Origin of the sequence: Mesorhizobium sp. ES1-3 (assembly GCF_020164795.1) — a bacterium.
GTDB lineage: Bacteria > Pseudomonadota > Alphaproteobacteria > Rhizobiales > Rhizobiaceae > Mesorhizobium.
The window spans coordinates 75,323-101,503 of sequence record NZ_JAIUGW010000002.1 but is presented as its reverse complement, the minus strand read 5'-3'; the positions used below and the strand labels follow the sequence as shown (position 1 = coordinate 101,503).

Genomic DNA, 26,181 nt, shown 5'->3' with positions numbered 1-26,181 from the left:
TCAGAATCTGAAGTTCGACATCTTGAACATGATCAGATTGCCCAGCATCAGCCAGGTAACCGAGCCGCCAATCATGTACCATGTCTTCGGCACACCCCAGACGTCGCTGTAATATCCCGGCATCATGGCCATGATGGCTGTGAAGAGCAGCGCCGGCACGGCCGTCAAGATGTAGGCCGACAAACGGCCTTCAGTGGAAATGGCGCGCACCTTGCGGCGCAGCTTGCCGCGTTCGCGGATCGTCGTCGACAACCCATCGAGGATTTCGCGCAGATTGCCGCCCGAGCTGGTCTGGATCGACACGGCGGTGACGAACAGCGGCAGATCCTCATGGCCGACCCGGTCGAACAACGAATTCAGCGCCGAGACCAGGTCGGAGCCATAGGTCACCTCATCGGCGATGACGCCGAATTCGGTGCCGATCGGATCGGGCATCTCGCGCGACACCATGGCGATGGCCACCGGGACCGGATGACCGGCCTTGAGGCCCCGCGTGATCAGTTCTAGCGCCTCCGGCAACTGCATGCCGAAACGCTTCAGCCTGCGCTTGCGCATGGAGCGCATCGCCATGACCGGCAGCAGCGGCACCAGCATGACGAACAGGATGAGCCCCATCAACAGCGGCAAGCCGCGCGAGATGGCGAACAGGGCCACGGCCATCGCCACGCCGCAGGTGATCATCAGGAATTTCGAGAGCGGCATGACCATGCCCGACTGCGTGCGCAAGGCACGGAACCGGTCAGGTGAAAATAGCGACGTTCCCGCGTCGAGGCCGCGCTCCTTGCGCAGTTGGATCAGCACCTGTTCCTGGCTGATCTTGTTTTCCTGCAGCTTCATACGCCGGTTGATGGCGGTGCGCTTGTCGCTGCGGCCGGCATAGAGCAGGTAGACCGCCTCGGCGACCATGATGCCGGTCAGAGCGGCCCCGGCATAGACGACATAGATCGCGCTGAACCCGTCGAACACGCCGGCTACTCCTGCGGCCGGCCGGGTTCGAAATAACGTCCGGGAAACTCGATGCCCATCGCGCGCAGATCTTCCAGGAAACGCGGCCGTATGCCGGTCGCCTCGTAGTAGCCAAGGATCTTGCCATCCGCCTCCATGCCGGTGCGCACGAAACGGAATATCTCCTGCATCTGAATGACGTCGCCTTCCATGCCGGTCACCTCGGCGACGCTGGTCACCTTGCGCTTGCCGTCGGAAAGCCGGGTCAGCTGGACGATGATGTCGATGGCGCTGGCGATCTGGCTGCGGATCGACTGCACCGTCATCGGCATGCCGGTCATGCCCAGCATCTGCTCGAGGCGCGAAATGCAGTCGCGCGGCGTGTTGGCGTGGATGGTCGCCATCGAGCCTTCGTGGCCGGTGTTCATCGCCTGCAGCATGTCGAAGGCTTCCTCGCCGCGGCACTCGCCGAGGATGACCCGGTCGGGGCGCATGCGCAGCGCGTTCTTGACCAGATCGCGCTGTTTGAGCTCGCCATGGCCTTCGATGTTGGCGGGACGCGTCTCCATGCGCGCGACATGCGGCTGCTGCAATTGAAGCTCCGCCGCGTCCTCGATGGTGATCAGCCGCTCGTCTTCCGGAATGAAGGCCGACAGCGCGTTGAGCATCGTCGTCTTGCCGGTGCCGGTGCCGCCCGAAATGATCGTCGTCTTGCGGGCATGCACGGCCGCCGCCAGCACTTCGGCCATGTTCTGTGTGATGGCGCCGAATTCGACCAGCCTGTGCAGGCCAAGTTTGTTCTTGGAGAACTTGCGGATCGACACCAGCGGACCGTCGACGGCCACCGGGCGGATGGCTGCGTTGAAGCGCGAGCCGTCCAGCATGCGAGCGTCGACCATCGGCTGCGATTCGTCGACGCGGCGGCCGACGGCGGCCACGATCTTGTTGACGATCCTGAGCAGATGCGCCTCGTCCTTGAACGGGATATGGACCTGCTGCAGCTTGCCCTTCTTTTCGACGAAACAGTTCTGATGACCGTTGATCAGGATATCGTTGATGTCGGGATCCTTGAGCAGCGGCTCGAGCGGGCCGAGGCCGACCATCTCGTCGACGATATCGTCGACCAGCGCGTCGAGTTCGGCGGTGTTGATCGCCATCCGCTCCTGGCGGGTCTTTTCCGACACGAAATCATGCACTTGCCGGCGCATCTCGTCCTTGGGCAAGCGCTCCAGCGCGACCAGGTTGATCTCCTCGAGCAGCATCCGGTGGATGCGCACGCGGGCATCGAGCACCTTGTTGGCATTTTTTACCGGTGCTGCTTCCGGTTTCGCCGGCAAAGCCTTTCGGCTGCTCGGGATGACGACGGCATGATGCGCGACCGGTGTTGATTCCGGCGGACGCTGCGGGCGCGCGTCGCGGTTCTGCAGGGTTGAGAAACGGCTGGTCATCCTGCCTTCCTCTTCAAGAGGCCCTTGCCGAGGCCGAACAGCGACTTCGACTTGCTCGCGGTCGCCACAGCCTCTTCCGGAAGGATGATCTTCTTCAGATCGTTGACGACATTGGCGTTGGCGTCGATCTCGTGCAGCGGCACGCCGCGGTCGACCGCCTCGCGCACCAGCCGGTAGTTGTTGGCGATGCCGCCGACAAAATGCTCGCCAAGGATTTCCTGGACGTCCGCCTGCTTGATGCCGTTGTCGAACATCTTCTGCTCGAAACGGTTGACGATCACGTTCGGCTTCACTTCCTTGCCGGCGGTCTCGTAGACGGCCTGGATCAGCCGTTGCGTATGGCGCAGGCACGGCACCGTCATCTCGGCAACGATGTAGAGCTTGTTGGAGCCGAGCAGCACCGTTTCCGTCCACGGAAACCAGGTGCGTGGCATGTCGATGACGACATTGTCGAAATAGGCCGAAACGAGGTCCAGCATGCGCACCACGACATCGGTCTTGAACGAGCGCATCTCGGCCGGACGCGTCGGCGCGGCCAGCACGCAAAGTCCGCTGGCGTGCTTGGACAGCATCACATCGAGCAGTTGCCGGTCGAGGCGTTCGGGCTGGTTCTCGATTTCGGTGATGTCGAAACGCGGCTCCAGATCGAGATATTCGGCGCAGGCACCTTGCTGGAAATTGAGGTCGACCACGCAGGTCGAGGCACCGCGCGTCACCGAATGATGCAGCTGGAACGCGGTTTGCAGCGCCAGCGTCGTAGTGCCGACGCCGCCGGCGGCGGGCATGAAGGTATAGATCTGCGACTCGGTGTTTTCCTCGCGCCCGGGCCCCTGCAGCGCTCGCACGACCGAACGCACGAGGTCGGCCGTGGTGATCGGCTTGACCAGGAAGTCGGCGACCTTGAGCTGCACCAGGATGCGCACGGCGGCGGCGTTGAACTCCTGGGTGACCACGACCACCGGTGCCTTGCCCTCGAGCCGGCGCATGACGCGCTGCAGTGACTCGATTTCCTCCAGTTTCGCCGCGTCCATATCGACGATAACGACGCCGAACTCGGCCTCCTGGACCTCGCCGCGCAGCTCGGTGACGTTCTTCTCAACCGTCATCAGTTGGATGATCTCGGAGGCGGCAAAGGCCGTCTTCGTGTCCTGCGCGAAGGTCCGGTCTGTCGATACGAGCAGGATCTTCTTGGTGCTGTTTGCCATTCTTGCCGCCTGTGAGGTCGATCGCCGTGTGGATCAGTTGCCGGTGGTCGTTTGCGCTGCCTTGGCACCGGCCGCCTGATCGGGCGTGACGGGTCCGGCGCTGCCACGCTTGGCGGGCACGAGAAGCCTCGTGTTCTGGACGCCGTACTTCCACGGGTCGACCATCTGCATGACGGTGTTGGCGGCCTGCGCCTCACCGGCGGCCGAGGTTACGCCTTCGCTGCGCACATAGTCGTCGCTGGTGCAGCCGCTTGCCAAACCGGCAATAAACAGGGCGATGCTCGATCTAAGGACCAAACGCATGGCTTCAGTCCTTCGGCAGGTCGAGGAAATGCCCGACTTTGGTGGCGGAAGCGCTCCGGGCAGCGCTGCCGTCAGCCAACGCCAGCGCACGGTTGGTGTCCGACGCCTTCACCTCCTCGGTGTTGTTGAGGAAATAGTCGACATTGCTGGCAGGCTGCGTGCCGTCGGTCGGTTCAGCCATTTTCTTCGACGGATCGACCGGCTTGACCAGATAGGGTGTGACGATGATGACCAGGTCGGTCTCGCGCCGTTGGTAGGATTTCGACGAGAACAGCGACCCCAGCACCGGCATCTTGCCGAGACCGGGAATGCGAGACGTGGTGATATCGTTCTGGGACTGCAGCAGCCCGGCGATCATGAAGCTCTGGCCGTTCTTCAGGTCGACCGAGGTTTTGGCGCGGCGCACGATGAACCCCGGCACCGAAATGCTGCCGATGTTGTAAGACGACGACGCATCGATCGAGGAGACTTCCGGCGCGATATCGAGGCTGACCAGACCGTCCTTCAGCACCGTCGGCGTAAAGTCCAGGCTGACGCCGTATTTCTTGTAACTGACGGAGATCTTGCCGTTGTCTTCGGAAACCGGGATCGGGAACTCGCCGCCGGCGAGAAAGCTCGCCGTCTCGCCGGAACGGGCAATCAGGTTCGGTTCGGCCAGCCTTCGGGCAAGACCGCGCTCCTCCAGCGCCTTGATGGCGATATCGATCGAGACGCCATTGGACAGCAGCCGGCCGATGATCTCGCCGGTGCCGGCTGCAGGCACCGAGCCCGGATCGAGAGAGACATCGCGACCGCCGAAGCCGTAGGCGAAATTGGCGCTGTATTTCGCACCCAGGTCCTGCCCGGCCTGCCGGTTGATCTCGACGAAGCGGACATTGAGCTGAACCTGCTGTGACGAGGAGATATTGACCGAATTGATCACCTCCTCATTGCCGGAGAAGCGGCTGGCGATCTTGTTGGCCTTTTCGGCGGCGACCGCATCATCCGCCTCGCCCGAAAGCACGACGCGGCCATTGGCCGAGCCGACCTTGATCTTGGCGTCCGGCACGCTGGCGCGGATGGTGCTCGCCAATTGGTCGGTGTCGAGCGTCACTTCGATGTCGACGGTGCCGACGAGCTGCTTCTTCTCGTCGAACAGCGCGATGCCGGTGGTGCCGAGATTGTTGCCCAGCACATAGAAGGATTTGTCGGTCAGCGGGTTGACGTTGGCGATCTCCGGATCGCCGATGACGATCTGGAAGAAGGCCGCGCTCGTCATGATCGTCTTGGGCTTGCCCTTGGCGACCTTTATCGACGCATTCTTGGTCGACGAGACATAGACGATGTCGTTGTCCGCCTTGGCCGCGCCTGCGAAGGCGAGCATGCCGCTCGCGACCAGTGAAGCCGCCATCACCAGGGCGCGCACGAAACGCAACCGATCCGTCATTCGATATAGGGTATGCATCACCATGATCCCGTCCCGCCCGGTCCCCACCGGTCTTTACTTCTGGTCCCGCGAAGGGACCTTGTATTCCTCGGCCTGCGTGCCGCGTGTCACGATGACCGTCTTGAATTTCGGCTTCTCTGGCTCCTTGGCGATGGCATCGAACAAGGAGCCGGCCGCGGCCTCGGCCTTGGAAGCCACGGATCCGCCGAAGGAAGAGATGGTGGTGACGCCGTTCTTGCCGTCGCCGCCTTCGCTGGCGGAGCGCAGCGACAGCGACAGCGTCCCGACCGTGCGGGCAAGCGCCACTTTCTGCGCGCCGTCGCTCGTCACCTCGATGGTCACGGAATTGGCCACCTGCGGCGTCGTCTGGCGCTCGTCGGCGCCCTGCCCGACGCTGAGCACCTTGGCGTCGGCTACGACGATCTCTGAAGTGATGGTCGAACCGGCCGCACCTTGGGCGTTCTTGGCGACTTCCTGGATTTCGCCGGCATCACGCGTCAGGACGACATCGACCCGGTCGCCCGGCGTGACGAAGCCACCGACGCCGGCGATCTCGTCGGTGCGGATGGTGACCGCCCGCATTCCGGGCGTCAGCATGTTGGACAGCGTCGCACGGCCGTTCGGTCCCGACAGCTTGGTGAGCAGCACCGGCTCGTTGACCTCGATCGGCGACAGCACGACCCGGCTGCCTTCGCCAAGCAATCCATCGACGGTGGCAAAGGCGCCCTGCGGCAGGGAATCCTGCGGCCATGGGATTTCGCTGAGCTTGGCGCGGTCGAGCTCCATGCCGTAACGCAACGGCGCGTTCGCTACCACGATGGTCTTGAACTCGATTTTGGGTGCCGCCGGAGCGGCGATGGACGCCGTTTTCTCCTGGGCGTCGGCCTTGGCCTGGCTCTTGACCCAGAAATCCGCGGCAAAGATCGAGATCGCGCCGAAAACGGCGGCGATACCGATCATCGTTATGGCCTTGCCCCTCACGCCGAAACCCCTGATGCCCGTCGTTTCTTGTTATGTTGGGCTCACGCTAGTCCGCATTGTTAAAGAATCGGGAATCTTGTGCGGTTGCATTCGACCTATTTCCGCCTGCTTGGTTATCGAATGGTTTTAGGGTAAGAGGGGTTAAATCCCCGAACGTAACAGGAACCTCCGTCGCTTGGCGCTGAAAAGCGTGGCAGTATCGACGGGGTGATTCGCAGCTTGGGCTCTATGGCAGGCATGGACGACAACAACGATCTTTTCGGCAACCTGGAGAAGCAGCCGCAACCGGTTCGCACGTCGGCGCGCCCGGCGGATCCGCTGGTGCAAGCGGCCGCCAGGCGCCCGGCCGCGGCCAAGGATGGCAGCGAGGGTTACAGCGCCGCCGACATCGAGGTGCTCGAAGGCCTGGAGCCGGTGCGCCGCCGGCCCGGCATGTATATCGGCGGCACCGACGACAAGGCGATGCACCACCTGTTCGCCGAGGTCATCGACAATTCGATGGACGAGGCGGTGGCCGGTCACGCCACCTTCATCGATGTCGAACTTTCGGCCGATGGCCATCTCACGGTCACGGACAATGGCCGCGGCATTCCGGTCGACATGCACCCAAAATTCAAGAAGCCGGCGCTCGAAGTCATCATGACGACGCTGCATTCGGGCGGCAAGTTCGATTCGAAGGTCTACGAAACATCCGGCGGCCTTCACGGCGTCGGCGTGTCGGTGGTCAACGCGCTGTCGGATCATCTCGAGGTCGAGGTGGCACGTGGCCGCCAGCTCTACCGCCAGCGCTTTTCGCGTGGCGTCCCGGTGACCGGCCTCGAGCAGCTCGGCGAAGTGCACAACCGGCGCGGCACAAAAATCCGCTTCCATCCCGACGAGCAGATTTTCGGCAAGGGCGCGGCATTCGAGCCGGCGCGTCTCTACCGCATGACGCGTTCGAAGGCCTATCTGTTCGGCGGCGTCGAGATTCGCTGGACCTGCGATCCCTCCCTGATCAAGGAAAAGGATCAGACACCGGCCAAGGCGGAGTTCCATTTCCCCGGCGGCCTCAAGGATTATCTGAAAGCGTCGCTCGGCGACGAATTCCAGGTGACGCGCGAAATCTTCGCCGGCAAGAGCGACAAGCAAGGCGGCCACGGCTCGCTCGAATGGGCGGTGACCTGGTTCGGCGGTGACGGCTTCATCAATTCCTACTGCAACACCATCCCGACCGGCGAAGGCGGCACCCATGAGGCCGGCTTCCGCAACGTGCTGACGCGCGGCCTGCGCGCCTATGCCGACCTCGTCGGCAACAAGCGCGCCTCGATCGTCACGTCGGAAGACGTCATGATCTCGGCCGCCGGCATGCTGTCGGTATTCATCCGCGAGCCGGAATTCGTCGGCCAGACCAAGGACAGGCTGGCGACGATCGAAGCGATACGCATCGTCGAGACCGCGATCCGCGACCCGTTCGACCATTGGCTGGCCGACAACCCGCAGGAAGCCTCGAAGCTGCTCGAATGGGTGATCGCACGCGCCGACGAGCGGGTGCGCCGCCGCCAGGAAAAAGAGGTGTCGCGCAAGAGCGCGGTGCGCAAGCTGCGCTTGCCTGGCAAGCTCGCCGACTGCACGCAGAACGCGGCGGCAGGTGCCGAACTCTTCATCGTCGAAGGTGATTCCGCCGGCGGCTCGGCCAAGCAGGCGCGCGACCGTGCCAGCCAGGCCGTCTTGCCGTTGCGCGGAAAAATCCTCAACGTCGCCAGCGCCGGCAATGACAAGCTGGCCGCCAACCAGCAGATATCGGACCTGATTCAGGCGCTTGGCTGCGGCACGCGCTCAAAATATCGCGACGAGGATTTGCGCTACGACCGCGTCATCATCATGACCGATGCCGACGTCGACGGCGCCCACATCGCCTCGCTGCTGATCACCTTTTTCTACCAGGAGATGCCGGCGCTGGTACGCGGCGGTCATCTCTATCTGGCGGTGCCGCCGCTTTACTCGATCAGGCAAGGCGGCAAGGTCGCCTATGCCCGCGACGACGCGCACAAGGACGAGCTTCTGCGCACCGAATTCACCGGGCGCGGCAAGGTCGAGCTCGGCCGCTTCAAGGGCCTGGGCGAAATGATGGCCGCGCAGCTCAAGGAGACCACCATGGACCCGAGGAAGCGCACGCTATTGAGGGTCGATGTGATCGACGCCGAGGCGGCGACCAAGGATGCGGTCGACGCGCTGATGGGCACCAAGCCTGAGGCTCGCTTCCGCTTCATCCAGGAACGCGCAGAATTCGCCGAGACGGAAGTGCTGGATATCTAGCCGCCGGCGAGTTTAGCTTGCTTTCCTGACATGGAGACCGGCCTGTGACCTGGGCGCGGCTGAAAATCTATTTCGAGACGAGCCTGGCTGGGCTGACGCAACCGACGCGCTCGGACTGGATTTTTGCCCTGCGCACCGTTTCGGCCGGCATGATCGCGCTTCTCGTCGCCTATGCGCTGAAGCTCGACCATCCGCAATGGGCGATGATGACGGTGTTCATCGTCGCCCAGCCGGTTGCCGGCATGGTGCTCGCGAAAGGCTTCTACCGGCTGCTCGGCACGCTTGCCGGCGGCGTCGCGGCAATCGGCATCACCATGGCGTTCGGCACCGGCCCCTGGATTCTGGTGACGGTACTTGCCGTCTGGATTGGCATTTGCACCTTCGTCTCGTCGCTGCTGCGCAATCCCGAAGCCTATGGCGCCGCACTTGCCGGCTATACCGCCATGATCATCGGCCTGCCCGCTTTCGGACAGCCGCATCTGGTCGTTGACCTCGCGGTCGCGCGCTGTGCCGAGATCGTGCTCGGCATCGTTTGCGCCGGCCTCACTAGCCGGCTGATTCTGCCAAAACTGGCCAGCGACGCCATCATCTCGCGGCTGAAACGCTGCATTCTCGACCTCGCCACTTACGCTGGCGGTGCGTTCTCCGGCGGAGACAGGGCAACACTCGTCGGCCTGCACCGGAAGCTTGTCTCCGACACCCAGACGCTTGGCGAGATGCGCGCCTATGCCAGGCTCGAAGCGCCGAGCTTCGCGCCTCGCGCGCATCCGGTGCGACGCACCATCGGACAGCTGCTCTCGGCCCTTTCGGCGGCGCGTGCGCTCTATTCGCATGCCGCTCCGAAAAACGCAGCCCTCATCCCGGTACGCTCGGAGCTGCAGGCCCTTGTCAGCGAACTGGCAGCCAAGCCGGGAGCTCTGGACGATACCTCGCCCTGGTTGGCGCGACTCGACGCGATCTCGACCAGGGCCCGGCAAATGCCCGATACCTCGGCCGACCAAGGTGAGGACAGGGTCGGGACCATCACGCGCCTCACCATAGCGGCCGACTTCGCCGAGGCGCTGAAACAGGTGTTGCGCGGCCTCGACGCCTTGCGCGCGCCGGTCACCCGCCGGCCAGGTCCCGGCAGCCAGCAGCCGGCACTGGTGGTGCATCGCGACTATCCCGGTGCCGCGCGCAACGCCATCCGCGCGGCCGTTGCCACGCTGCTGGTCGCGGCATTCTGGCTGACGACGAAGTGGTCGGAAGCGGCCGGCACCGTCATCCTCGTTGCCGTCGTGTCGAGCCTGTTTGCCGCTCGGCCCGACCCCGTGCAGGTATCCTGGGGGTTCTTCAAGGGAACGCTGCTCGCTTTGCCCTTTGCCTTTCTCGTCGGTCAGGTCGCGCTTCCCGCTTTGCCCGGCTTCGGCTGGTTCATGCTGTTCGTCGTGCCCATCATGGTGCCGGCGGCGCTCGCCATGGCCAATCCGCGCCATGTCGGCGTGGCGACCGCCTTCGCCATCAATTTCCTGGCCTTCCTCAGCCCGCATCAGGCGATGACCTACGATCCCGGCCCCTTCTTCGCCGGCTCGGCATCGATCCTGGTCGGCATATTGCTGGCGATCGGCGTCTTCATTGTCGTATTGCCGGCGGATCCATGGCTCGCGGCCGACCGCATCGTGCGGGCCATGCGTGAGGATCTGGCGCGGCTTTGCCTGCACGAGCGCGTGCCGAGGCGTTCAGCCTTCGAGAGCCTCGCTTATGACCGGGTCAATCAGTTGATGCCGCTGGTGCAGAATTCCGGCAGGAAGGGCGAGGCGGTGCTGGGCGGCGGCGTCGCCTCCGTCACGGTCGGCCTGGAGATCCTGCGGCTGCGCACTGCCAGCCAAAACCATGCCATCCCATCGGAAACGGCGCTTTCAATCGCCAACTTCCTGAGGGGATTGGCGCGCGAGCTGCTTTTTCGTGCCCCTGGCGATCCGCAAACAGCAACCATCGCCGTCGCCCGGCAGTATGCGGCAGGCATCGCCCAGCGAAATGCCACCGGCGACATGCTGCAGATCGCAGCGTCCCTGCGCATCATCGCCGCGGCGATGGAGGATTTCCCGGATTTCTTCGCGAGGGACAAAACCTAAGCTGCGGCGATCGCCAGCGCATGGCCACGTGCGTTCTCGCGCAGGGCATCAAGATGGATCGACTTGACCAGGGCGGCGAGATCGCCTTCGGCGGATTGCCCACCCAATTCCTTGAGCATCAGCCAGCTGACCTCCTGAACGCCGGCGACGCGCTTGCCGTTGGCGACCTCACGCCAGATCTTCAGGGCGCGCAGGATGACCGCATGCGTGGCGGCGGCCAGGCCGGCGCTGCGGAACAACGCCTGCAGGGCCACATCGTGCCCGCCGGCCAGCAGCGCCCTCACCCTTGGCTCGGACTGCTGGCTGAGCGCGACCAGCGCCGAGCCGAAGAAATCGACCTTGCCGTGCGCGATGGTGCGGACCAGGAAGCTCGCGGTCAGATCGCCGCGCAGGCGCAGATGCTCGATCAGTGCGGAATGTTCTTCCTGGCGCGTGCCCTCGATCAGGGTCACCGAGGCCTTGACGCAGGCGTCCCGCATGACGCGGTCGGCTCGCGCCGCGCCCATCAACGCCATGACCAGCGGCGACGTCTTCAATGTCTCGCCGAGCTTGATGAGCAGCATATGCCGGCAGTCGGCAGGCAGCCTGATATCCGATATCAGCGCCTCGCGCACCAGAGGCACGTGCCCGTGGCGTTCAGCCATGCGGCGAAAGCTGAGGGAGGCAATGTCGGCGCCGGTGTTGGCCAAAAGCACGGCGCAGGCCTCCGCCTCGCCGATCTCGGCGATAGCCGCCGACAGCGCCATCGAGACTACAGGCCGGTCGGCGATCAGTTTCTGCGTTGCCTTCTGGCACGCCGCCACACGGTTGATCAAATCGGCGTCGGTAAGCAGCGGCGAGCGCGCCAGCACGACACCGGCGACTTCCGGCTGGTCGGCGGCGAGCACGCTGATAATCTGCAGCGGCGCGTGGTGGCTCATCGAGAGCGCTTCCGCCATCGCCAGCCGCACTTTCGACGAGGCATCGTCGAGCAGCAGCGTGAGCGCCGCTTCGGCGGCGCAGCGGTCCTCGAATGGCAATTCTGAATTGACATAGGCCCGGGCCAGCGCATTGGCCGCGGCGGCGCGCTCCGACACCCTGGCCGTGTAGATCCATTTCAGGAAATGCGAAACAACAACCATGCCGTCTGCTTACGCCCCTTGCCGGAAGGTTTCCGGCCCCGCTGACGACGGTAGGCAGAAATGGTTTACGAACGGTTCACCATGTTCATTAACTGGCTTGCGAGCGCTGGAGGCAGCGCCTATCAACCGTCAGACAGCGCAGGAGACAGAAATGGCCGGGCTATATCTCGAGGAGTTTGTCGTCGGCCACGTCTTCCAGCACACGCTGCGCAAGACCGTCACTGAAAGCGACAACATGCTGTTTTCGGTGATGACGCTGAACCCGCAGCCGCTGCATATCGACTTCGACTTCGCCGCCAAGAGCGAATGGGGCAAGCCGCTGGTCAACTCGCTGTTCACCCTCGGCCTGATGATCGGCATTTCGGTCAACGACATCACCGTCGGCACCACTGTCGCCAATCTCGGCATGAAGGAAACCGTGTTTCCGCATCCGGTATTTCATGGCGACACCATCCGTGTCGAAACAACGGTGATTTCGGTGCGCGAATCCAGGTCGAAACCCGATCGCGGCATCGTCGAATTCGAGCATCGCGCCTATAACCAGCATGGCGATCTCGTCGCCAAATGCACGAGACAAGCGATGATGCTGAAGAAGGCGGCCTGATGCGCTCGTTGCTGTTCGTTCCCGGCGATTCCGAGCGGAAGCTGGAAAAGGGATTTGGTGCCGGTGCCGACGTGGTCATCGTCGATCTCGAGGACTCCGTGGCGTCGCACAACAAGGCGCATGCACGCGAGATCGCGGCGCGCTTCATCCTCGAACGCAGGGGGCAAACCAGCTCGGCGATCTATATCAGGGTCAACGACCTCTCGACCGGGTTGACGGACGACGATCTTGCCAAGCTCGTTCCGGCAAGGCCGGACGGCATCATGCTGCCAAAATCGAACAGCGGCCAGGATGTGCAGCAACTCGCGGCCAAGCTCAGGGTCCGGGAGGCCGAGAACGATCTGCGCGACGGTTCGATAAAAATCCTGCCGATCATCACCGAAACTCCGGCGGGCGTGCTGGCGGCATCGACCTATGCCGGAGCGAGCGAGCGGCTTGCCGGTCTCACCTGGGGGGCCGAGGATCTGTCGGCGGCGATCGGCGCGCGCACCGCCCGCGACGAGCGTGGCCGCTACACGGACGTGTTTCGCTTCGCCCGCACCATGGCCATCCTTGCCGCGGGTGCGGCGGAAGTCGCGGCGATCGATACCGTGTTCCCGAATTTTCGCGACATGGCGGCCTTCGCCGCGGAATGCGCCGAGGCCGAGCGTGACGGCTTCACCGGCAAGATGGCGATCCACCCTGATCAGGTGCCCGTCATCAACACTGCCTTCACGCCCTCGGCCGAGGCGGTGAAGCAGTCGGCGGCCATCGTGGCGGCATTCGAGGCAGCCGGAAATCCCGGCGTCGTCGGCATCGACGGCAAGATGTTCGACCGCCCGCATCTGCGGCTGGCCGAACGCCTACTGGCGCGCGCAAGGGCGGCCGGTATATCCGTCTGACAGCTACTTTTGTTCCCAGCGCGGCCGGCGCATCGAAAAGACCTCATCGACGCTGGCGTACTCCATGTAGCCGAGACGAGCGACATTGCCGGCCTTGGTGATGTCGAACAGGCCGTCTTTCAGGAAAGCATCGTCGATGTGCACGCCGATCACCTCACCGGCGACGACGAAGGCGCTCGTCGACGATCCGTCCAGCGCCTTTGGGCGAAACACTTCCGTCACCCGGCATTCGAGCGCCGCGGGCGCTGCAGCCACACGCGGCGGCCTGACGAGACGCGAGGGCGCCATGGCGAGATCGGCATAGACGAACTCGTTGACGCCACGCGGTGCGTCGACGGACGTGTAATTCATCTTCTCCGCAAGGTCCCGGCTGACCAGATTGGCGACGAACTCGCCGGTTTCCTGCGCAAACGAGGCGCTGTCCTTCTCGCCCTCGGAGGAAAACCAGACGATGAAAGGCCGGGTCGAGACGGCATTGAAGAAGGAGTATGGCGCGAGATTGACCTCACCGGCCTTGTTCAGCGTCGATATCCAGCCGATCGGGCGCGGCGCCACGATCGCCTTCGAAGGATCGTGCGGCAGCCCGTGCCCCTTGGACGGCTCGTAGAACATTCAGCCCGCCCAAGGCCCGGCGTAGTCGGCGTAGAGTTTTGCCGGATCGGGCCGTGGCCGCTCCGGCGCCGGACCGGCATAGGAACCGATATGGACAAAACCGACGACGCGCTCCTGTGGCGCCAGTCCGAGAATCGCCCTGCCCTCCGGCACATCGGAATACCAGTTGCTGATCATGTTGGTGCCATAGCCGAGCGCATTGGCCGCTATCATCAGGTTCATCGCCGCCATGCCTCCGGACAGGAACATCTCCCATTGCGGGATTTTAGGATTCTCCTTCGGAATAGACACGACACCGATCACCAGCGGCGCGCGCGAGAACCGCGCCAGTTCCTGGTTGCGGCGGCCCTCCGGCAACGGCCCCTCACGTTGTTCGGCCAGGGCCGCCAGCTTTTTGCCGATCTCGATGCGGGCCTCGCCGCGATAGAGGATGAAACGCCAGGGTTCGAGTCGTCCATGGTCGGGCACGCGTGTGGCGGCGGCAATCATCGTCGCGATATCGGCGTCGCCGGGCGCCGGCTCCCTGAGGTCGGGAATAGGCGCCGAATTTCGGGTCAGCAGGAAGTCGATGATCGGCGACGCCATGGGCGCAAGTCTCCTAAAACGTTCTGTTTTGAGCTGAAGCGCACCATCGGGAATTCGGGCGGCTCGGGCAAAGGCGCGCTAGCGCCGGGCTGAAGAGTCGCGCATCGGACTCTTAAGCCTTGAAATTGCCACCGCCATGGGCTTCAACGCAAGGCATGTTTGAGGGGCGACTGCGTCTTTTCCTGGTCCGGCTCTGCGCCGCGCTGTTCCTGCTGCCGGTCGCCATGGCTGTCGCGCAGGAAAAGGACGGCGTCGGCGACCTGAAACTTCCCGGAATTTCGAGCTATGCGACGCCGAAGAGCGAGACCTCGCTGGCGCTTGGCGGCGGTGGCGCCATCACCCTGTCGGCCCAGTTGACCGACAAAGGCACCGACATCACCCGCGGCCTCGTCTGGCGTGTCTTCAAGCCTGAAGCCGTCAACGGCAAATTGCCGATGGTCGCTTCCGCGCATGGCGGCAGCGCCGTCTTCCAGCTCGAGCCCGGCAGCTATCTGGTCCACGCCTCCTATGGCCGTGCCGGCGCCACCAAGCGCATCACCGTCGGCAAGGATGCCAAGCGAGAAAGCCTGGTCCTCGATGCTGGTGGTTTAAAGCTCGACGCGGTTCTGTCCGGCGGCGTGCGCATTCCCCCGAAGAAACTGCGCTTCTCGATCTATGAGGGCACCGCCGAGGCCAATGGCGACCGCGCGCTGATCATTCCCGATGTCGAACCCAACAGCGTCGTGCGGCTCAATGCCGGCATCTACCATGTCGTCTCGACCTATGGCGCGGTCAACGCCGTCATCCGATCCGACATCCGTGTCGAGGCCGGCAAGCTGACCGAAGCCACCGTCGAGCATCACGCCGCCGAGATCACCATGAAGCTGGTGCGCGAGGCTGGCGGCGAAGCGATTGCCGACACCTCGTGGTCGCTGCTCAACGAATCCGGCGATCCGATCAAGGAAACCGTCGGCGCCTTCGCCTCTATGGTGTTGGCCGAAGGCGACTACACCATCATCGCCAAGAACCGCGACCGCATCTACCAGAAGGATTTCACGGTCGTTGGCGGGCAGAATCAGGAGATCGAGGTCCTGGCGACCGAAGCGGCGGCGATGGATCCGGAAGAAGGAGCCGATTAGCCTTTATGCGGCGAGCTTGGCTCGGGCCGGCAGGAAGGGAATGCGCCGACGCGGCAGCTCTGGCGCCAGGTCGAACACGCCGCGATACAAGCGATCGAGCAACGCTTTGCGGTCGCGCAACGGTTCCAGTTCGCTCCAGCTGAGTACATTGCCGACACGCACGTCGATCGCCTTGCCGGACAGCCGCGCGAATTCACGGATGAGCAGCGAGGTACGCAAAGTCAGCGAGGCCTTGCCTACGAATTTGGCCACACGCCCGTCGCGCTCGGCCATGTTCATCGGGCCGCTGACCAGATGGAAAAGTCTGCCGTTCTGACCGGAAAAATGCATGGGAATGACCGACGCCTTGGCTTCCTGGACGAGGCGGGCTGGAAACATCTTCCATGGCAGGTCGCGCGCCCGGCCAAAACCGTTTGGCGCCGTGGCAACGCCACCGGCCGGAAACACCACGATGGTGACGCCCTCCTTCAGCAGCCGCACCGCCTCATGGCGCACCGCCATGTTGTTTTTCACCGCGTCCTTGGTTTCGGAAAAGTCGATTGGCAACGAATAAGGCCCCATCTCGCGAATCCTGAGCAGATCCTTGTGGATCATCACTCGGAAAGGTCGCCCGAGTTGCTCTGCCAGTGACAGCACGGCGATGCCGTCGCCAATGCCGAAGGGATGGTTGGCAATGATCACCAGCGGCGTGTCGGGCAATTCCGCGGGCGGCCATTGGTCGGGGGTTCGCACGCCCACATCGATGAGGTCCAGCATGCGGCTGAACACACGCTGACCGGTCGGCACTACCTGATGGCGCCAGAATTCATAGAGCGCGGCAAACCGGTCGCGGCCCGAAAGGCCTTCCACCGAATGAATGAACCAGCGCGCCAGAGCCGGCTGGTGCGGATTGGCGTAGGAAAGCTCGGGGAACGGTCGTTCGCGCGATTTCAGCTTGAGCATAAGGGCTCGTTACAACGTTGCCGTGACAGGGATATGAAAAACGGCGGTGGATCGCTCCACCGCCATTGGATCGAAAACGCTCCGAATCAAGCGGCGCGCTTGCGCCGGCGATCAGGTGTGATCGCTTCTTCAGTCAGACGTTCGATCGCTTCGGCAAGGCCGAGCGATTCCTGGTCGCGCGAACCGAGCCGACGGACATTGACCGTCTGCTCCTCCGCCTCGCGCTTGCCGCAGACGAGGATGACCGGCACCTTGGCTAGGCTGTGCTCGCGGACCTTGTAGTTGATCTTCTCGTTGCGCAGGTCGGCTTCCGCCAACAGCCCGGCGGCCTTCAGCTTCGCCACCACCTCGGTCGCATAGCTGTCGGCGTCCGAAGTGATCGTCGCCACCACCACCTGCAGCGGCGCGAACCACAGCGGGAAATGGCCGGAATAGTTCTCGATCAGGATGCCGAGGAAACGCTCCATCGAACCGCAGATGGCGCGGTGCACCATGACAGGCTGCTTCTTCTCCGAGTCCGAGCCGATGTAGAAGGCGCCGAAACGTTCCGGCAGGTTGAAGTCGACCTGCGTCGTGCCGCACTGCCATTCGCGGCCGATCGCATCCTTCAGCACATACTCGAACTTCGGCCCGTAGAAGGCGCCCTCGCCTGGATTGATCGAAGTCTTGATCCGATTGCCGGAGCGCGTCCTGATCGTCTCCAGCACGCTGCCCATGATCGCCTCGGCGTGGTCCCAGGCTTCGTCGGTGCCGACGCGCTTGTCCGGCCGCGTCGACAATTTGACGCTGATTTCGTTAAAACCGAAATCGGCATAGGTCGAGAGAATCAGGTCGTTGATGCGCAAGCACTCGGATGCCAGCTGTTCCTCGGTGCAGAAGATATGTGCATCGTCCTGCGTGAAGCCGCGCACGCGCATCAGCCCGTGCAGCGCGCCCGACGGCTCGTAGCGATGCACATTGCCGAATTCAGCAAGTTTAACGGGCAGATCGCGATAAGACTTCAACCCATGCTTGAATATCTGCACGTGACCCGGGCAGTTCATAGGTTTCAGCGCGAAGACGCGGTCATCGTCGGTTTCGTCGCCGGCGACCGTCACCTTGAACATGGCGTCGCGGTACCAGCCCCAGTGGCCCGAAGTCTCCCACAGGCTCTTGTCGAGCACCTGTGGGGCATTGACCTCCTGATAGCCCTGCTCGTCGAGGCGGCGGCGCATGTAGTTGACCAGGTTCTGGAACATCTTCCAGCCCTTGGCGTGCCAGAAGACGACGCCCGGCCCCTCCTCCTGAAAATGGAACAGGTCCATTTCGCGGCCAAGCTTGCGGTGGTCGCGCTTCTCGGCCTCCTCCAGCATCGTCTGGTAGGCTTCGAGCTGCGCCTGGTCGGCCCAGGCCGTGCCATAGATGCGCGTCAGCATCGGGTTGTTGGAATCGCCGCGCCAATAGGCGCCGGCCACCTTCATCAGTTTGAAGGCGTTGCCGATCTGGCCGGTCGAGGCCATATGCGGACCACGGCAAAGGTCGAACCAGTCGCCCTGCGCATAGATCTTGAGATCCTGATCCTCGGGAATGGCGTCGATCAGTTCGAGCTTGTAGCGCTCGCCCTTGTCGGCGAAGACCTTCTTCGCCTTGTCGCGCGACCAGACCTCCTTGGTGAACGGCTTATTGCGCGCGATGATCTCGCGCATCTTCTTCTCGATCACCGGGAAATCGTCCGGGGTGAACGGTTCGTTGCGGGCAAAATCGTAATAGAATCCGTTCTCGATCACCGGCCCGATGGTCACCTGCGTTCCCGGCCATATCTCCTGAACGGCTTCCGCCAGCACGTGTGCGGTGTCATGGCGGATGAGTTCCAGCGCACGTGGGTCTTCGCGGGTGATGATCTCGACCTTGCCGGATTTGCCCAGGGGATCACTGAGGTCGCGCACGGTGCCGTCGATGGCATAGGCCACGGCCTTCTTGGCCAGCGACTTCGAAATCGATTCGGCAAGGCCGGCGCCGGTCATCGCTGCGTCGTAGTCGCGCACGGAGCCATCGGGAAATGTCAGGGAAACGGAATTCAGCATATGTATCTCCTATCCAGTCCCGCAAACGAGCGCGGGTGGTAAAATGCAGATATCAGCGGTTCGGGAACTGCGACCTGCCAGGGTGCCGGAGGCGTCCGGCGGCGGCAGTCTTTTATGAGCAGATGCCGCCGCCGTAAAGCCCGGCTCACTTAATCAGCTGCGGCAGGTCTTTCAGGAACGCGGCCCGTGTCGCCAACCCCTTCGGCATGTCGGTCCGCTTCGTATCGACGACGAGCCGGGCGAACACGATCTGGCGGCCGTCTTTCCGCGCCCAGCCGACAAACCAGCCGAGCGAGCGCTTGTCCTTGCCGCCCTCGCCGAGCCTGGTGCTGCCGGTCTTGCCCTGAACGGCCCAATCGCCGGCCTTGAAGCTCGGTATGATGGCCCGCGTCATTTCATGCGCCTTGGCCGACACCGGCATTGTGCCGGCGAGCAGTTGCCGCAGGAAGGCAACCTGTTCGATGGGCGTGATCTCGAGCGAAGAGTTGACCCAGGAATGGGTGAGCCCGTCATCCTTGCCGGGATCTCCGGAAACGTCAGTGTTGCCATAGTTGAACTTCGATACGTAGCCGGCGAATTTCTCGGCTCCGAGCCTTTGGGTGATCTCGCGTGAGAACCAGATGATGGAATCACGTTCCCAGATCACCGGATCGACGGTTTTCCGATCCCGCTTCACCGCGTTGAATTCGGGTTTATAGTCCCAGCTTGGCGTGTGCTCGTCGCTCAGGATGCCGGCATCATAGCCAATCAGCGAAAGCGGCACCTTGAATGTCGATGCCGGGCTGAAGCGCTGGTCGCAGGTACCCTCCTGGTAAAGCATCTTGCCGCTCTGGGCATCGGCGATGAGGGTACAACGCACATCCCCGAGCGGCGCCGATTGAGCGCGCATTGGAAATCCCAACAGCCAGGCGAGCAGGAACAGGACTCCGGCAAAGATGAAGGGAAGACGGTCGATGTTGCGCATGGGATGCTCGCTCCAGGAGGGGGTTCGCGAGCTGGCTTAGCGAGGCCTCTTGTCTCGATTTTGTCTCAAATGCGCAGTTGTCGTGCAGGCTGGCGTTAACCCTACCGGATCGTAAACCCGGCGCGGTGCGACCAGCGCCCTCATCCCCGGGCTTCTCCGCGCTTACGGCCAATCCGCCAGTACCGCCAGGGCATGAACCAGACGTAACGGGACGCCAGCACTTCCGGCACCAGGTCGATGCCGTGCGTGCCGAATGGGCCGCAGCGCAGCACGCGGAACAACCCCATCCAGCCGCCGGCCCACAGACCATGCCGGGCGATCGCCTCATGCGCGTATTCCGAACAGGTCGGCAGATGCCGGCAGGAATTGCCGACAAAACCGGACAGCGTCAGCTGGTAAAGTCGCACGAGCGACGTGCCGAGCAACCGGCCGGGCGTCTTGCGCCACGGACCAGGCCAGTTGCGGCCGCGCCTCGACGCCGTATGCGCATGCTCGTGCTGGTCGCCCACTGCGATCTCCGCGTTTCCAAGGTGATAGATGTGAGCTTGCGCCAAAGAACGCAATCCCGCTCGCCCTGCCGTCACGGGCGGTAACGGCGAAATGGCTGCCGGTCGGCCGGCGGTGCCCACCGGCCAGGGTGAACCCACTCTTCGTGATGCCTTGCATCGCGTCTTTCATCACGCCATTGAAACGTCGCGACCCGCATGACATCGCCGAGAATGTTCAGGAACTGCATCATGGTCGTGTCTCCTTTGACGGGATTAGACCGCTGCTGGCCTTCGCCTTCAAACGAGTATAATTTCCGCTTCGGATAATCCTGGGTTATGCGAAATGAAGCGTGGACGCCTGCCCTTGACCGCATTGAGGAGCTTCGAGGCGGCTGGCCGGCATTTGAGCTTCAGCCGGGCAGCCGAGGAGCTCTTCGTCTCGCAGGCGGCGATCAGCCGGCAGATCCGCGAGCTCGAAACCTTCCTGCGCCAACCACTTTTCGAACGGCACCATCGCCGCGTCGAACTGACGGATGCCGGCCGGCGGCTGCTTGCTCAACTGGTCAGAAGTTTCGATGCGATCGACCGCCTGCTCGGTGACCTGGCCGTCACGCCGGCCCAGTCCGTGGTTCGCGTCAGCGTCGAACCTTCGCTTGCAGCGGTGTGGCTGGTGCCGAGGCTCAACCGGTTCCGGCAGTTGCGGCCCGACATCGACGTCTCTCTCGAAGTCGACCCAAGGCTGATCGAGTTCCGTGGCGACCAGCCCGAACTTGCCTTGCGTTTCAGCTCGAGCGCGGCGTCATGGCCCCGTAGCGAGGCCGAGCGGCTGGCCTCGACAGTGGATTCGCCGGTTCTGTCGCCGACACTGCTTTCATCAGGCCCAGCCCTCGAGAAGCCGGCCGACCTTGTTCGCTTCACGCTTTTGCATGAGGAAAACCGCCAGGGTTGGGCGCGCTGGTTCGAGGCGGCGGGCGTGCCCGCAGATGCCGTGCCCGCGCGCGGCCCGATGCTTGCAGACGCATCGCTCGCGAAGCAGGCCGCGCTGCTTGGGCACGGCGTGGCGCTGGGCGATCTCCTGCAGATTGGGGAGGAGCTTGCAACCGGGGCGCTGGTCAAGCCGTTCGACGTCGACGTCGGGTCCGGCGCCTATTGGCTGGTGGCTAGGCGTTTGAGCGATTTGTCGGAGCCAGCCGCAGCGTTCGCCGATTGGGTCAGAAGCGAGTTCGCTGAAAGCAGGCGCGATTCAGGCGGGCGCTAAGCCGCTTCGTCGGCGCGTTTCTTCTCGATCTGGCCGATGGCGTCGACCACGGCGTCGAAGGTCAGCATGGTCGACGCATGCCGCGCCTTGTAGTCGCGCACCGGCTCCAGATAGCTGAGGTCGGCGAATCGGCCTTCCGGCGGCGCACCGTTCTCCTTCAGCATCTTCAGCATGGTCTCGCGTACCGCGCGCAATTCCTCGGCACTGGCGCCGACGACATGTTGCGCCATGATCGAGGACGATGCTTGGCCCAGCGCGCAGGCCTTCACGTCGTGGGCGAAGTCGGTGACCACGCCGTCCTCCATCTTGAGGTCGACGGTAACGGTCGAACCGCACAGCTTGGAATGCGCCTTCGCGGTCGCGTCGGGATGATCGAGCCGGCCGATGCGGGCGATGTTTCCGGCAAAACCGAGAATTTTCGCGTTGTAGACGTCGTTGATCATTATTTTCCAATCCGTCGCCGCCAAGCGAACAGCGATTGCCGTTGTTGCGTCTTTCATTCGCTCGGCACGACCATATATAATGCTGGCAGTCCGGTATCGACAAGGCGGCGAACGCCACTGTCCTTGCCGGGGAGTTCACGCCGCTTACGGGGCTGGAAACGGGGGAGTTTCCGACACCGAAAGGTCGTGGTCCGTTCAACTCGTTCCTCCTGAGAGAGGAACTACGGGAGACGCCTTTTATGGATGCCGTCATTAAGAAGCTCATGCCCCAGTCCGCCTATATGGAAAAGCCGGTCACCGACCGCCCGAGCGAGGCCGAAGTCGAGGCCGCCGTTCGCACCTTGCTGCGCTGGACCGGCGACAATCCCGATCGCGAGGGTTTGATCGACACCCCCAAGCGCGTGGCCAAGGCGTTCCGTGAAATGTTCGGCGGCTATGATATGTGCCCGGCGGACGAGCTCGGCCGTACCTTCGAGGAGGTCGCCGGCTACGACGACCTGGTCATCGTCAAGGACATCACGTTCCACTCGCATTGCGAGCACCACATGGTGCCGATCATCGGCAAGGCGCATGTCGGCTATTTGCCGGACGGCAAGGTCGTCGGCCTGTCCAAGATCGCGCGCGTCGTCGATATCTTCGCCCACCGCCTGCAGACGCAGGAAGCCCTGACCGCGCAGATTGCCGGTGTCATCCAGGACGTGCTCAACCCGCTCGGCGTCGCCGTCATGATCGAGGCCGAGCACATGTGCATGGCCATGCGCGGCATCCGCAAGCAGGGCTCAACCACGCTGACCTCCACCTTCACCGGCGTCTTCAAGGATACGCCCGAAGAGCAGGTTCGTTTTGTCACCATGGTGCGCGGCGCAAGCCCCTTGCCGACGTCATGGTCAACAGGAAAATAGACCGGCAATGTCGGCACTGGAATTTCCGAAAGCTCCGTCAAATAAGAAAAATCTGGAGGAAGGCGCGGTGTTCTCGCCGCGCTTCGATGCCGCCGGTCTTGTCACCGTCGTTGTCACCGACGCCGCCGACGGCATGCTGCTGATGGTCGCGCATATGAATGCGCAGGCGCTGGCGCTGACGCTGGAGACAGGCATCGCCCACTACTGGTCGCGCTCGCGCGACACGCTCTGGAAGAAGGGCGAAACGTCGGGCAATTTCCAGCATGTCGTCGAGATGCTCACGGATTGTGACCAGGACGCCATATGGTTGCGCGTCAAAGTGTTGGGCCACGACGCAACTTGTCACACTGGCCGACGTTCATGCTTTTATCGGACGGTGGGGCTGGTCGACGGCAAGGCGACGCTTGCCGACGACGGCAGTAAACCGCTGTTCGATGCGGAAAACATGTATCGGAAGCCACCAGCTTGAACCTTCTGCCTCACACCGACCACTCAGATTCATCATTTCGATACGGCCCATTCGTATATTAGCCTCGGGACAAGGGAGATCATGATGCTCGAATGGGCGTCATCGCGTAACAGACCAGACGTCAGGGAGGCCAACGGCCTGTCCTCGGCCGGCGGCGCATCCGAAGCAAAATCCCCGAAGAAAACCGGCATTTCGCTCGCGCTCGGCGGCGGTTGCGCCAGAGGCTGGGCTCATATCGGCGTGCTGCGCGCGCTCGATGAAGCCGGCATCGAAGTTTCCATGATCGCCGGCACCTCGATCGGTGCGCTCGTCGGCGGCTGTTATCTCGCCGGCAAACTGGATGAGCTGGAAGAGTTCGCCCGGAGCCTCACCAGACGGCGAATCTTCGGCCTGCTCGATCTCAACCTGCGCGGCAGCGGCCTCTTCGGCGGCATGAAACTGGATGCGCGTCTGCGCGAGCACGTGGCCGGTATCCGCTTCGACGATTTGCGCAAGCCATTCGTCTGCGTCGCGTCGGAAATCCGCACCGGCCACGAGATCTGGCTGTCGAGCGGCTCGCTGATCACGGCCATGCGCGCGTCCTACGCACTGCCGGGCGTGTTCGAGCCGGTCGATTGCAACGGCCGCGTGCTGGTCGACGGAGCGCTGGTCAATCCGGTGCCCGTTTCGGTCTGCCGCGCCTACGAGCAGCCGCTCGTCGTGGCCGTCAACCTCCACTACGACCTGTTCGGCCGCGCCGCCGTGATCAAGCACAGTGCCGGCGAACTGATTATCGAAAAGGATGCGCCAAGGCCCGGCCAAGTCGGCGCCCAGCACCAATCGCACCAGACGCGTCTGGGCATCACCGGCGTGATGGTCGAGGCCTTCAACATCATCCAAGATCGCATTTCACGGGCGAGACTTGCCGGCGATCCGCCCGACATGTCGCTGCAGCCCAAGCTCAGCCATATTGGCCTCACCGAATTCCACCGGGCCGACGAGGCGATCCAGCTCGGCTACCAGGCGACGATGGCGCAGATCGGCGAACTGACGCGGCTGCAGACGGTTCTCGCCTAGACTAGTGCCGACGCGGAGCGGTCGAGAACCACATCAAGTCTTGGAAAACGCATCTCGCCGCCGACCGCACATCCTGCACAAGAGCGACGGCCAACCAGTTCCGGCTGTTCCTGCATACCGGCGCCTATTGGCTGATGTGGGGCCTGCGTGCTGCGATGAGGCTTGCCAAAAAGCACCGCAACGGCGGCCAGATCACCGCTTCAGGCCGCCAAAAGCTCATCGCCGTGAATCAAGGCGGCTAAGTTTGTCCGTCACATCGATTGCGAGATTTCGATCACCTTCTTAGGATCGATGATGTGCCCATCGGAAGTGCCGGCAGCATTTCATCGGCGGCATTTCCATTAGTCTAGCTCGATGTACCGCTCCCTTCCGGCGGTCACTGAGTAGCTCTGGAGCGAGTGTTGCAGAAAAACAATATTCAGTTTCGGCGGCAAGTGTTACAGGCAAAAAGCCTAGTGGGAATTTTCATGAAATCGATTCTGTTTGCGCTATCTTCGGTGTTGCTCGCCACAGGCACGGCGATGGCTGCGGATTTGCAGGCAGTCGCCCAGTCGATACCGGTCGCGTCGTGGTTCGGTTATGTTGAGGGCGGGTACGTCTTTCGGGCCAACAGCCAAACGCAGGAGTTTGAGACCGGCAACTACGACGAAGCACGCACCGGCGACGGCGGTTATGGGGCGGCGAAGTTGGGATACCGCATCAACGATGCCTGGGACATGGCGGCGAGCTACAGCTATTTGGAGCAGTCCGCTGGTCGGATCAACGACGATCTCTATGGCTGGCAGTTCAGCGGTGGGCGGCACTGGAATGCGGACGTTGAGGCAGGATACCACCTGCAGCAGGACGACCGGTCCCTGCGCCCGTTTGCGGGACTGCGTTATCAGCACTATGGCGCGGACTTTACAGACAACGAACCTCCAGTCTTTACCGCAACCGAGATTTCATGGGGCATCGGCCCGCGTCTCGGCATGGATGTGTCCAAACCTCTAGGCGCTCAATTAAGCTTCTTTGGATCGGCCGACGCTTCCGTTCTGTTTGGAAAGATCAAGGCAAAGAGAGACTATGGTAGTGGCTTGGAAGAGTTTTCCGAAAGTCGCACCTTTGCAACCGTCGGTCTCAAGACCGGACTGGCATGGGAGTTCGCCCCTGGGGTAAAGCTTGGGGCAGGTTATCAGCTCGAATATCTGTACGGCGTCGGCTACAAGAACTTCTATGACGCCAACACAGTACCGGCGGGTAAAGCCAGCCAACTCACCCATGGGCCGTTTGCGCGTATTTCGTTCAACTACTGATCGGACGCCGGGGGCGTCGGGGCGCTTTCACTACGAGTACGATTTCGGCGATCTTTGGGAGCACGAAGGCCACCCGAAGCGGAGGTGCCGATGGCCAGGATTGTCTATTCCATGCTGACGTCGTTGGACGGCTATATCGCCCGATCGAACGAGGACATCGGCTTGCCGGTGCCCGAGACGGAGTTGCACCAGCACTTCAACGACATGATGAGACAGGCCTCCGCCGTGCTCGCGGGACGGCGCATGTACGAAACGATGCGCTTCTGGGACAGCCCTGAGCGCGAGACCGGCGCCGACGAGGTCGGGCGGGATTTTGCCCATGCATGGCGCGAAACGCCGAAGATCGTCTTCTCGACCAGGCTTCGGCAAGTCGGGCTCAATGCCCGCCTAGTGAGTGGCGATGCCGAGAACACGGTACGATCCCTCAAGGAGCAGACCGGTGGCCTCGTCATTCTCGGCGGCGCCGATTTTGCAGCCTCTCTGACGCGGGCCGGTCTCATCGACGAATACCGGCTCTATATGCATCCTGTGGTGCTGGGTGGCGGTAAGCCATATTTCCAACCCGGCCTGTCGCTGGCGCTGAAACCGCTCGGCACGGAAATTCTTACCCAGGGCGTGACGTTGCTGCGTTATGCGCCGGCCGGCTGAATTGCCCGGTTTCCGCCG

The 26,181-nt window shown here is 62.9% G+C and carries 26 protein-coding genes and 1 pseudogene; 12 read left to right on the top strand and 15 right to left on the bottom strand.

Annotated elements, in window-relative coordinates; all coding sequences use genetic code 11:
* The 6 genes from LB536_RS03565 to cpaB form a co-directional block, all read right to left on the bottom strand.
* Window positions 1-966 (bottom strand): type II secretion system F family protein, encoded by a 966-nt coding sequence (locus tag LB536_RS03565; RefSeq protein ID WP_140760595.1) that lies wholly within the window; start codon window positions 964-966, stop codon window positions 1-3.
* Window positions 967-971: 5 nt separating this feature from the next.
* Entirely contained in the window at window positions 972-2,393 is a 1,422-nt protein-coding gene (locus LB536_RS03560) for a CpaF family protein (protein WP_140760592.1), read from the bottom strand.
* Window positions 2,390-3,598, bottom strand: coding sequence for a CpaE family protein (locus tag LB536_RS03555; RefSeq protein ID WP_140760590.1), 1,209 nt, complete (start codon window positions 3,596-3,598; stop codon window positions 2,390-2,392). The genes LB536_RS03560 and LB536_RS03555 overlap by 4 nt, the downstream gene beginning before the upstream one ends.
* 33 nt (window positions 3,599-3,631) lie before the next feature.
* Window positions 3,632-3,901, bottom strand: a complete 270-nt coding sequence (locus LB536_RS03550) for a hypothetical protein (protein ID WP_224590139.1) — start codon at window positions 3,899-3,901, stop codon at window positions 3,632-3,634.
* A gap of 4 nt (window positions 3,902-3,905) precedes the next feature.
* On the bottom strand, window positions 3,906-5,291 hold the full coding sequence (locus tag LB536_RS03545) for a type II and III secretion system protein family protein (protein ID WP_224590351.1): 1,386 nt from the start codon (window positions 5,289-5,291) through the stop codon (window positions 3,906-3,908).
* Window positions 5,292-5,381: 90 nt separating this feature from the next.
* Entirely contained in the window at window positions 5,382-6,287 is a 906-nt protein-coding gene (gene cpaB / locus LB536_RS03540) for a Flp pilus assembly protein CpaB (RefSeq protein WP_140760646.1), read from the bottom strand.
* A gap of 258 nt (window positions 6,288-6,545) precedes the next feature.
* Here cpaB and parE point away from each other — a divergent pair, with 258 nt between their 5' ends.
* A complete protein-coding gene (parE, locus tag LB536_RS03535) occupies window positions 6,546-8,603 on the top strand; it encodes a DNA topoisomerase IV subunit B (protein ID WP_224590138.1) in 2,058 nt (685 codons plus the stop codon).
* Between the two features lie 44 nt (window positions 8,604-8,647).
* Window positions 8,648-10,717, top strand: a complete 2,070-nt coding sequence (locus tag LB536_RS03530) for an FUSC family protein (RefSeq protein ID WP_224590137.1) — start codon at window positions 8,648-8,650, stop codon at window positions 10,715-10,717.
* Here LB536_RS03530 and LB536_RS03525 read toward each other — a convergent pair.
* Complete coding sequence (locus LB536_RS03525) at window positions 10,714-11,838, bottom strand: DUF2336 domain-containing protein (RefSeq protein ID WP_224590136.1); 1,125 nt, start codon at window positions 11,836-11,838, stop codon at window positions 10,714-10,716. The two genes, LB536_RS03530 and LB536_RS03525, sit on opposite strands and share 4 nt — an antisense overlap.
* A 151-nt stretch (window positions 11,839-11,989) precedes the next feature.
* Between LB536_RS03525 and LB536_RS03520 the strand changes: the two genes are divergently transcribed.
* Both LB536_RS03520 and LB536_RS03515 read left to right on the top strand, forming a co-directional pair.
* Window positions 11,990-12,442, top strand: coding sequence for a MaoC family dehydratase (locus LB536_RS03520; RefSeq protein WP_140760577.1), 453 nt, complete (start codon window positions 11,990-11,992; stop codon window positions 12,440-12,442).
* A complete protein-coding gene (locus LB536_RS03515) occupies window positions 12,442-13,323 on the top strand; it encodes an HpcH/HpaI aldolase/citrate lyase family protein (RefSeq protein ID WP_224590135.1) in 882 nt (293 codons plus the stop codon). Before LB536_RS03520 ends, LB536_RS03515 begins: the two co-directional genes overlap by 1 nt.
* A 3-nt stretch (window positions 13,324-13,326) precedes the next feature.
* Here LB536_RS03515 and LB536_RS03510 read toward each other — a convergent pair whose 3' ends face one another.
* Window positions 13,327-13,935, bottom strand: a complete 609-nt coding sequence (locus LB536_RS03510; protein ID WP_140760572.1) for a flavin reductase family protein — start codon at window positions 13,933-13,935, stop codon at window positions 13,327-13,329.
* Window positions 13,936-14,520, bottom strand: a complete 585-nt coding sequence (locus tag LB536_RS03505; protein ID WP_224590134.1) for a nitroreductase — start codon at window positions 14,518-14,520, stop codon at window positions 13,936-13,938.
* A gap of 155 nt (window positions 14,521-14,675) precedes the next feature.
* Here LB536_RS03505 and LB536_RS03500 point away from each other — a divergent pair, with 155 nt between their 5' ends.
* Complete coding sequence (locus LB536_RS03500) at window positions 14,676-15,638, top strand: hypothetical protein (RefSeq protein ID WP_224590133.1); 963 nt, start codon at window positions 14,676-14,678, stop codon at window positions 15,636-15,638.
* Window positions 15,639-15,641: 3 nt separating this feature from the next.
* On the opposite strand, the gene LB536_RS03495 is transcribed toward LB536_RS03500, so the two are convergent.
* From LB536_RS03495 to LB536_RS03475, 5 genes are all read right to left on the bottom strand, one after another.
* Window positions 15,642-16,580 (bottom strand): lysophospholipid acyltransferase family protein, encoded by a 939-nt coding sequence (locus LB536_RS03495; protein ID WP_224590132.1) that lies wholly within the window; start codon window positions 16,578-16,580, stop codon window positions 15,642-15,644.
* Window positions 16,581-16,666: 86 nt separating this feature from the next.
* A complete protein-coding gene (gene thrS / locus LB536_RS03490) occupies window positions 16,667-18,643 on the bottom strand; it encodes a threonine--tRNA ligase (protein ID WP_224590131.1) in 1,977 nt (658 codons plus the stop codon).
* Between the two features lie 145 nt (window positions 18,644-18,788).
* A complete protein-coding gene (gene blaOXA, locus LB536_RS03485) occupies window positions 18,789-19,607 on the bottom strand; it encodes a class D beta-lactamase (RefSeq protein WP_224590130.1) in 819 nt (272 codons plus the stop codon).
* Window positions 19,608-19,747: 140 nt separating this feature from the next.
* On the bottom strand, window positions 19,748-20,116 hold the full coding sequence (gene yidD, locus LB536_RS03480) for a membrane protein insertion efficiency factor YidD (RefSeq protein ID WP_140760559.1): 369 nt from the start codon (window positions 20,114-20,116) through the stop codon (window positions 19,748-19,750).
* A gap of 71 nt (window positions 20,117-20,187) precedes the next feature.
* On the bottom strand, window positions 20,188-20,346 hold the full coding sequence (locus LB536_RS03475; RefSeq protein WP_181178689.1) for a hypothetical protein: 159 nt from the start codon (window positions 20,344-20,346) through the stop codon (window positions 20,188-20,190).
* Between the two features lie 92 nt (window positions 20,347-20,438).
* On the opposite strand from LB536_RS03475, the gene LB536_RS03470 reads away from it, so the two are divergent.
* On the top strand, window positions 20,439-21,353 hold the full coding sequence (locus LB536_RS03470) for a LysR substrate-binding domain-containing protein (RefSeq protein ID WP_224590129.1): 915 nt from the start codon (window positions 20,439-20,441) through the stop codon (window positions 21,351-21,353).
* Here the strand turns inward: LB536_RS03470 and LB536_RS03465 are convergent.
* On the bottom strand, window positions 21,350-21,796 hold the full coding sequence (locus tag LB536_RS03465; RefSeq protein WP_127277427.1) for an iron-sulfur cluster assembly scaffold protein: 447 nt from the start codon (window positions 21,794-21,796) through the stop codon (window positions 21,350-21,352). The two genes, LB536_RS03470 and LB536_RS03465, sit on opposite strands and share 4 nt — an antisense overlap.
* Before the next feature lie 239 nt (window positions 21,797-22,035).
* Here LB536_RS03465 and folE point away from each other — a divergent pair, with 239 nt between their 5' ends.
* The 6 genes and pseudogenes from folE (at window position 22,036) to LB536_RS03435 (ending at window position 26,163) form a co-directional block, all read left to right on the top strand.
* Entirely contained in the window at window positions 22,036-22,698 is a 663-nt protein-coding gene (gene folE / locus LB536_RS03460; RefSeq protein WP_224590128.1) for a GTP cyclohydrolase I FolE, read from the top strand.
* Between the two features lie 7 nt (window positions 22,699-22,705).
* Window positions 22,706-23,167, top strand: coding sequence for a phosphoribosyl-AMP cyclohydrolase (gene hisI / locus LB536_RS03455; protein WP_224590127.1), 462 nt, complete (start codon window positions 22,706-22,708; stop codon window positions 23,165-23,167).
* 84 nt (window positions 23,168-23,251) lie between these two features.
* Window positions 23,252-24,223, top strand: coding sequence for a patatin family protein (locus LB536_RS03450; protein WP_140808750.1), 972 nt, complete (start codon window positions 23,252-23,254; stop codon window positions 24,221-24,223).
* 5 nt (window positions 24,224-24,228) lie between these two features.
* Window positions 24,229-24,465, top strand: a pseudogene (locus LB536_RS31300) (transposase); the annotation flags it as partial.
* Window positions 24,466-24,624: 159 nt separating this feature from the next.
* Window positions 24,625-25,515, top strand: coding sequence for an Lpg1974 family pore-forming outer membrane protein (locus LB536_RS03440; protein ID WP_224590126.1), 891 nt, complete (start codon window positions 24,625-24,627; stop codon window positions 25,513-25,515).
* Between the two features lie 90 nt (window positions 25,516-25,605).
* Entirely contained in the window at window positions 25,606-26,163 is a 558-nt protein-coding gene (locus LB536_RS03435; protein ID WP_224590125.1) for a dihydrofolate reductase family protein, read from the top strand.
* The last annotated feature ends 18 nt before the right edge of the window (window positions 26,164-26,181 follow it).

Excerpts from the sequence above, each read along its gene's own strand:
- LB536_RS03560 (WP_140760592.1), bottom strand. The coding sequence starts at position 2,393 with ATGACCAGCCGTTTCTCAACCCTGCAGAACCGCGACGCGCGCCCGCAG.
- LB536_RS03555 (WP_140760590.1), bottom strand. The coding sequence starts at position 3,598 with ATGGCAAACAGCACCAAGAAGATCCTGCTCGTATCGACAGACCGGACC.
- LB536_RS03550 (WP_224590139.1), bottom strand. The coding sequence starts at position 3,901 with ATGCGTTTGGTCCTTAGATCGAGCATCGCCCTGTTTATTGCCGGTTTG.
- LB536_RS03545 (WP_224590351.1), bottom strand. The coding sequence starts at position 5,291 with ATGGCGGCTTCACTGGTCGCGAGCGGCATGCTCGCCTTCGCAGGCGCG.
- cpaB (WP_140760646.1), bottom strand. The coding sequence starts at position 6,287 with ATGATCGGTATCGCCGCCGTTTTCGGCGCGATCTCGATCTTTGCCGCG.
- parE (WP_224590138.1), top strand. The coding sequence starts at position 6,546 with ATGGACGACAACAACGATCTTTTCGGCAACCTGGAGAAGCAGCCGCAA.
- LB536_RS03525 (WP_224590136.1), bottom strand. The coding sequence starts at position 11,838 with ATGGTTGTTGTTTCGCATTTCCTGAAATGGATCTACACGGCCAGGGTG.
- LB536_RS03520 (WP_140760577.1), top strand. The coding sequence starts at position 11,990 with ATGGCCGGGCTATATCTCGAGGAGTTTGTCGTCGGCCACGTCTTCCAG.
- LB536_RS03515 (WP_224590135.1), top strand. The coding sequence starts at position 12,442 with ATGCGCTCGTTGCTGTTCGTTCCCGGCGATTCCGAGCGGAAGCTGGAA.
- LB536_RS03510 (WP_140760572.1), bottom strand. The coding sequence starts at position 13,935 with ATGTTCTACGAGCCGTCCAAGGGGCACGGGCTGCCGCACGATCCTTCG.
- LB536_RS03505 (WP_224590134.1), bottom strand. The coding sequence starts at position 14,520 with ATGGCGTCGCCGATCATCGACTTCCTGCTGACCCGAAATTCGGCGCCT.
- LB536_RS03500 (WP_224590133.1), top strand. The coding sequence starts at position 14,676 with ATGTTTGAGGGGCGACTGCGTCTTTTCCTGGTCCGGCTCTGCGCCGCG.
- LB536_RS03495 (WP_224590132.1), bottom strand. The coding sequence starts at position 16,580 with ATGCTCAAGCTGAAATCGCGCGAACGACCGTTCCCCGAGCTTTCCTAC.
- thrS (WP_224590131.1), bottom strand. The coding sequence starts at position 18,643 with ATGCTGAATTCCGTTTCCCTGACATTTCCCGATGGCTCCGTGCGCGAC.
- blaOXA (WP_224590130.1), bottom strand. The coding sequence starts at position 19,607 with ATGCGCAACATCGACCGTCTTCCCTTCATCTTTGCCGGAGTCCTGTTC.
- LB536_RS03475 (WP_181178689.1), bottom strand. The coding sequence starts at position 20,346 with ATGATGCAGTTCCTGAACATTCTCGGCGATGTCATGCGGGTCGCGACG.
- LB536_RS03470 (WP_224590129.1), top strand. The coding sequence starts at position 20,439 with ATGAAGCGTGGACGCCTGCCCTTGACCGCATTGAGGAGCTTCGAGGCG.
- LB536_RS03465 (WP_127277427.1), bottom strand. The coding sequence starts at position 21,796 with ATGATCAACGACGTCTACAACGCGAAAATTCTCGGTTTTGCCGGAAAC.
- folE (WP_224590128.1), top strand. The coding sequence starts at position 22,036 with ATGGATGCCGTCATTAAGAAGCTCATGCCCCAGTCCGCCTATATGGAA.
- hisI (WP_224590127.1), top strand. The coding sequence starts at position 22,706 with ATGTCGGCACTGGAATTTCCGAAAGCTCCGTCAAATAAGAAAAATCTG.
- LB536_RS03450 (WP_140808750.1), top strand. The coding sequence starts at position 23,252 with ATGCTCGAATGGGCGTCATCGCGTAACAGACCAGACGTCAGGGAGGCC.
- LB536_RS03435 (WP_224590125.1), top strand. The coding sequence starts at position 25,606 with ATGGCCAGGATTGTCTATTCCATGCTGACGTCGTTGGACGGCTATATC.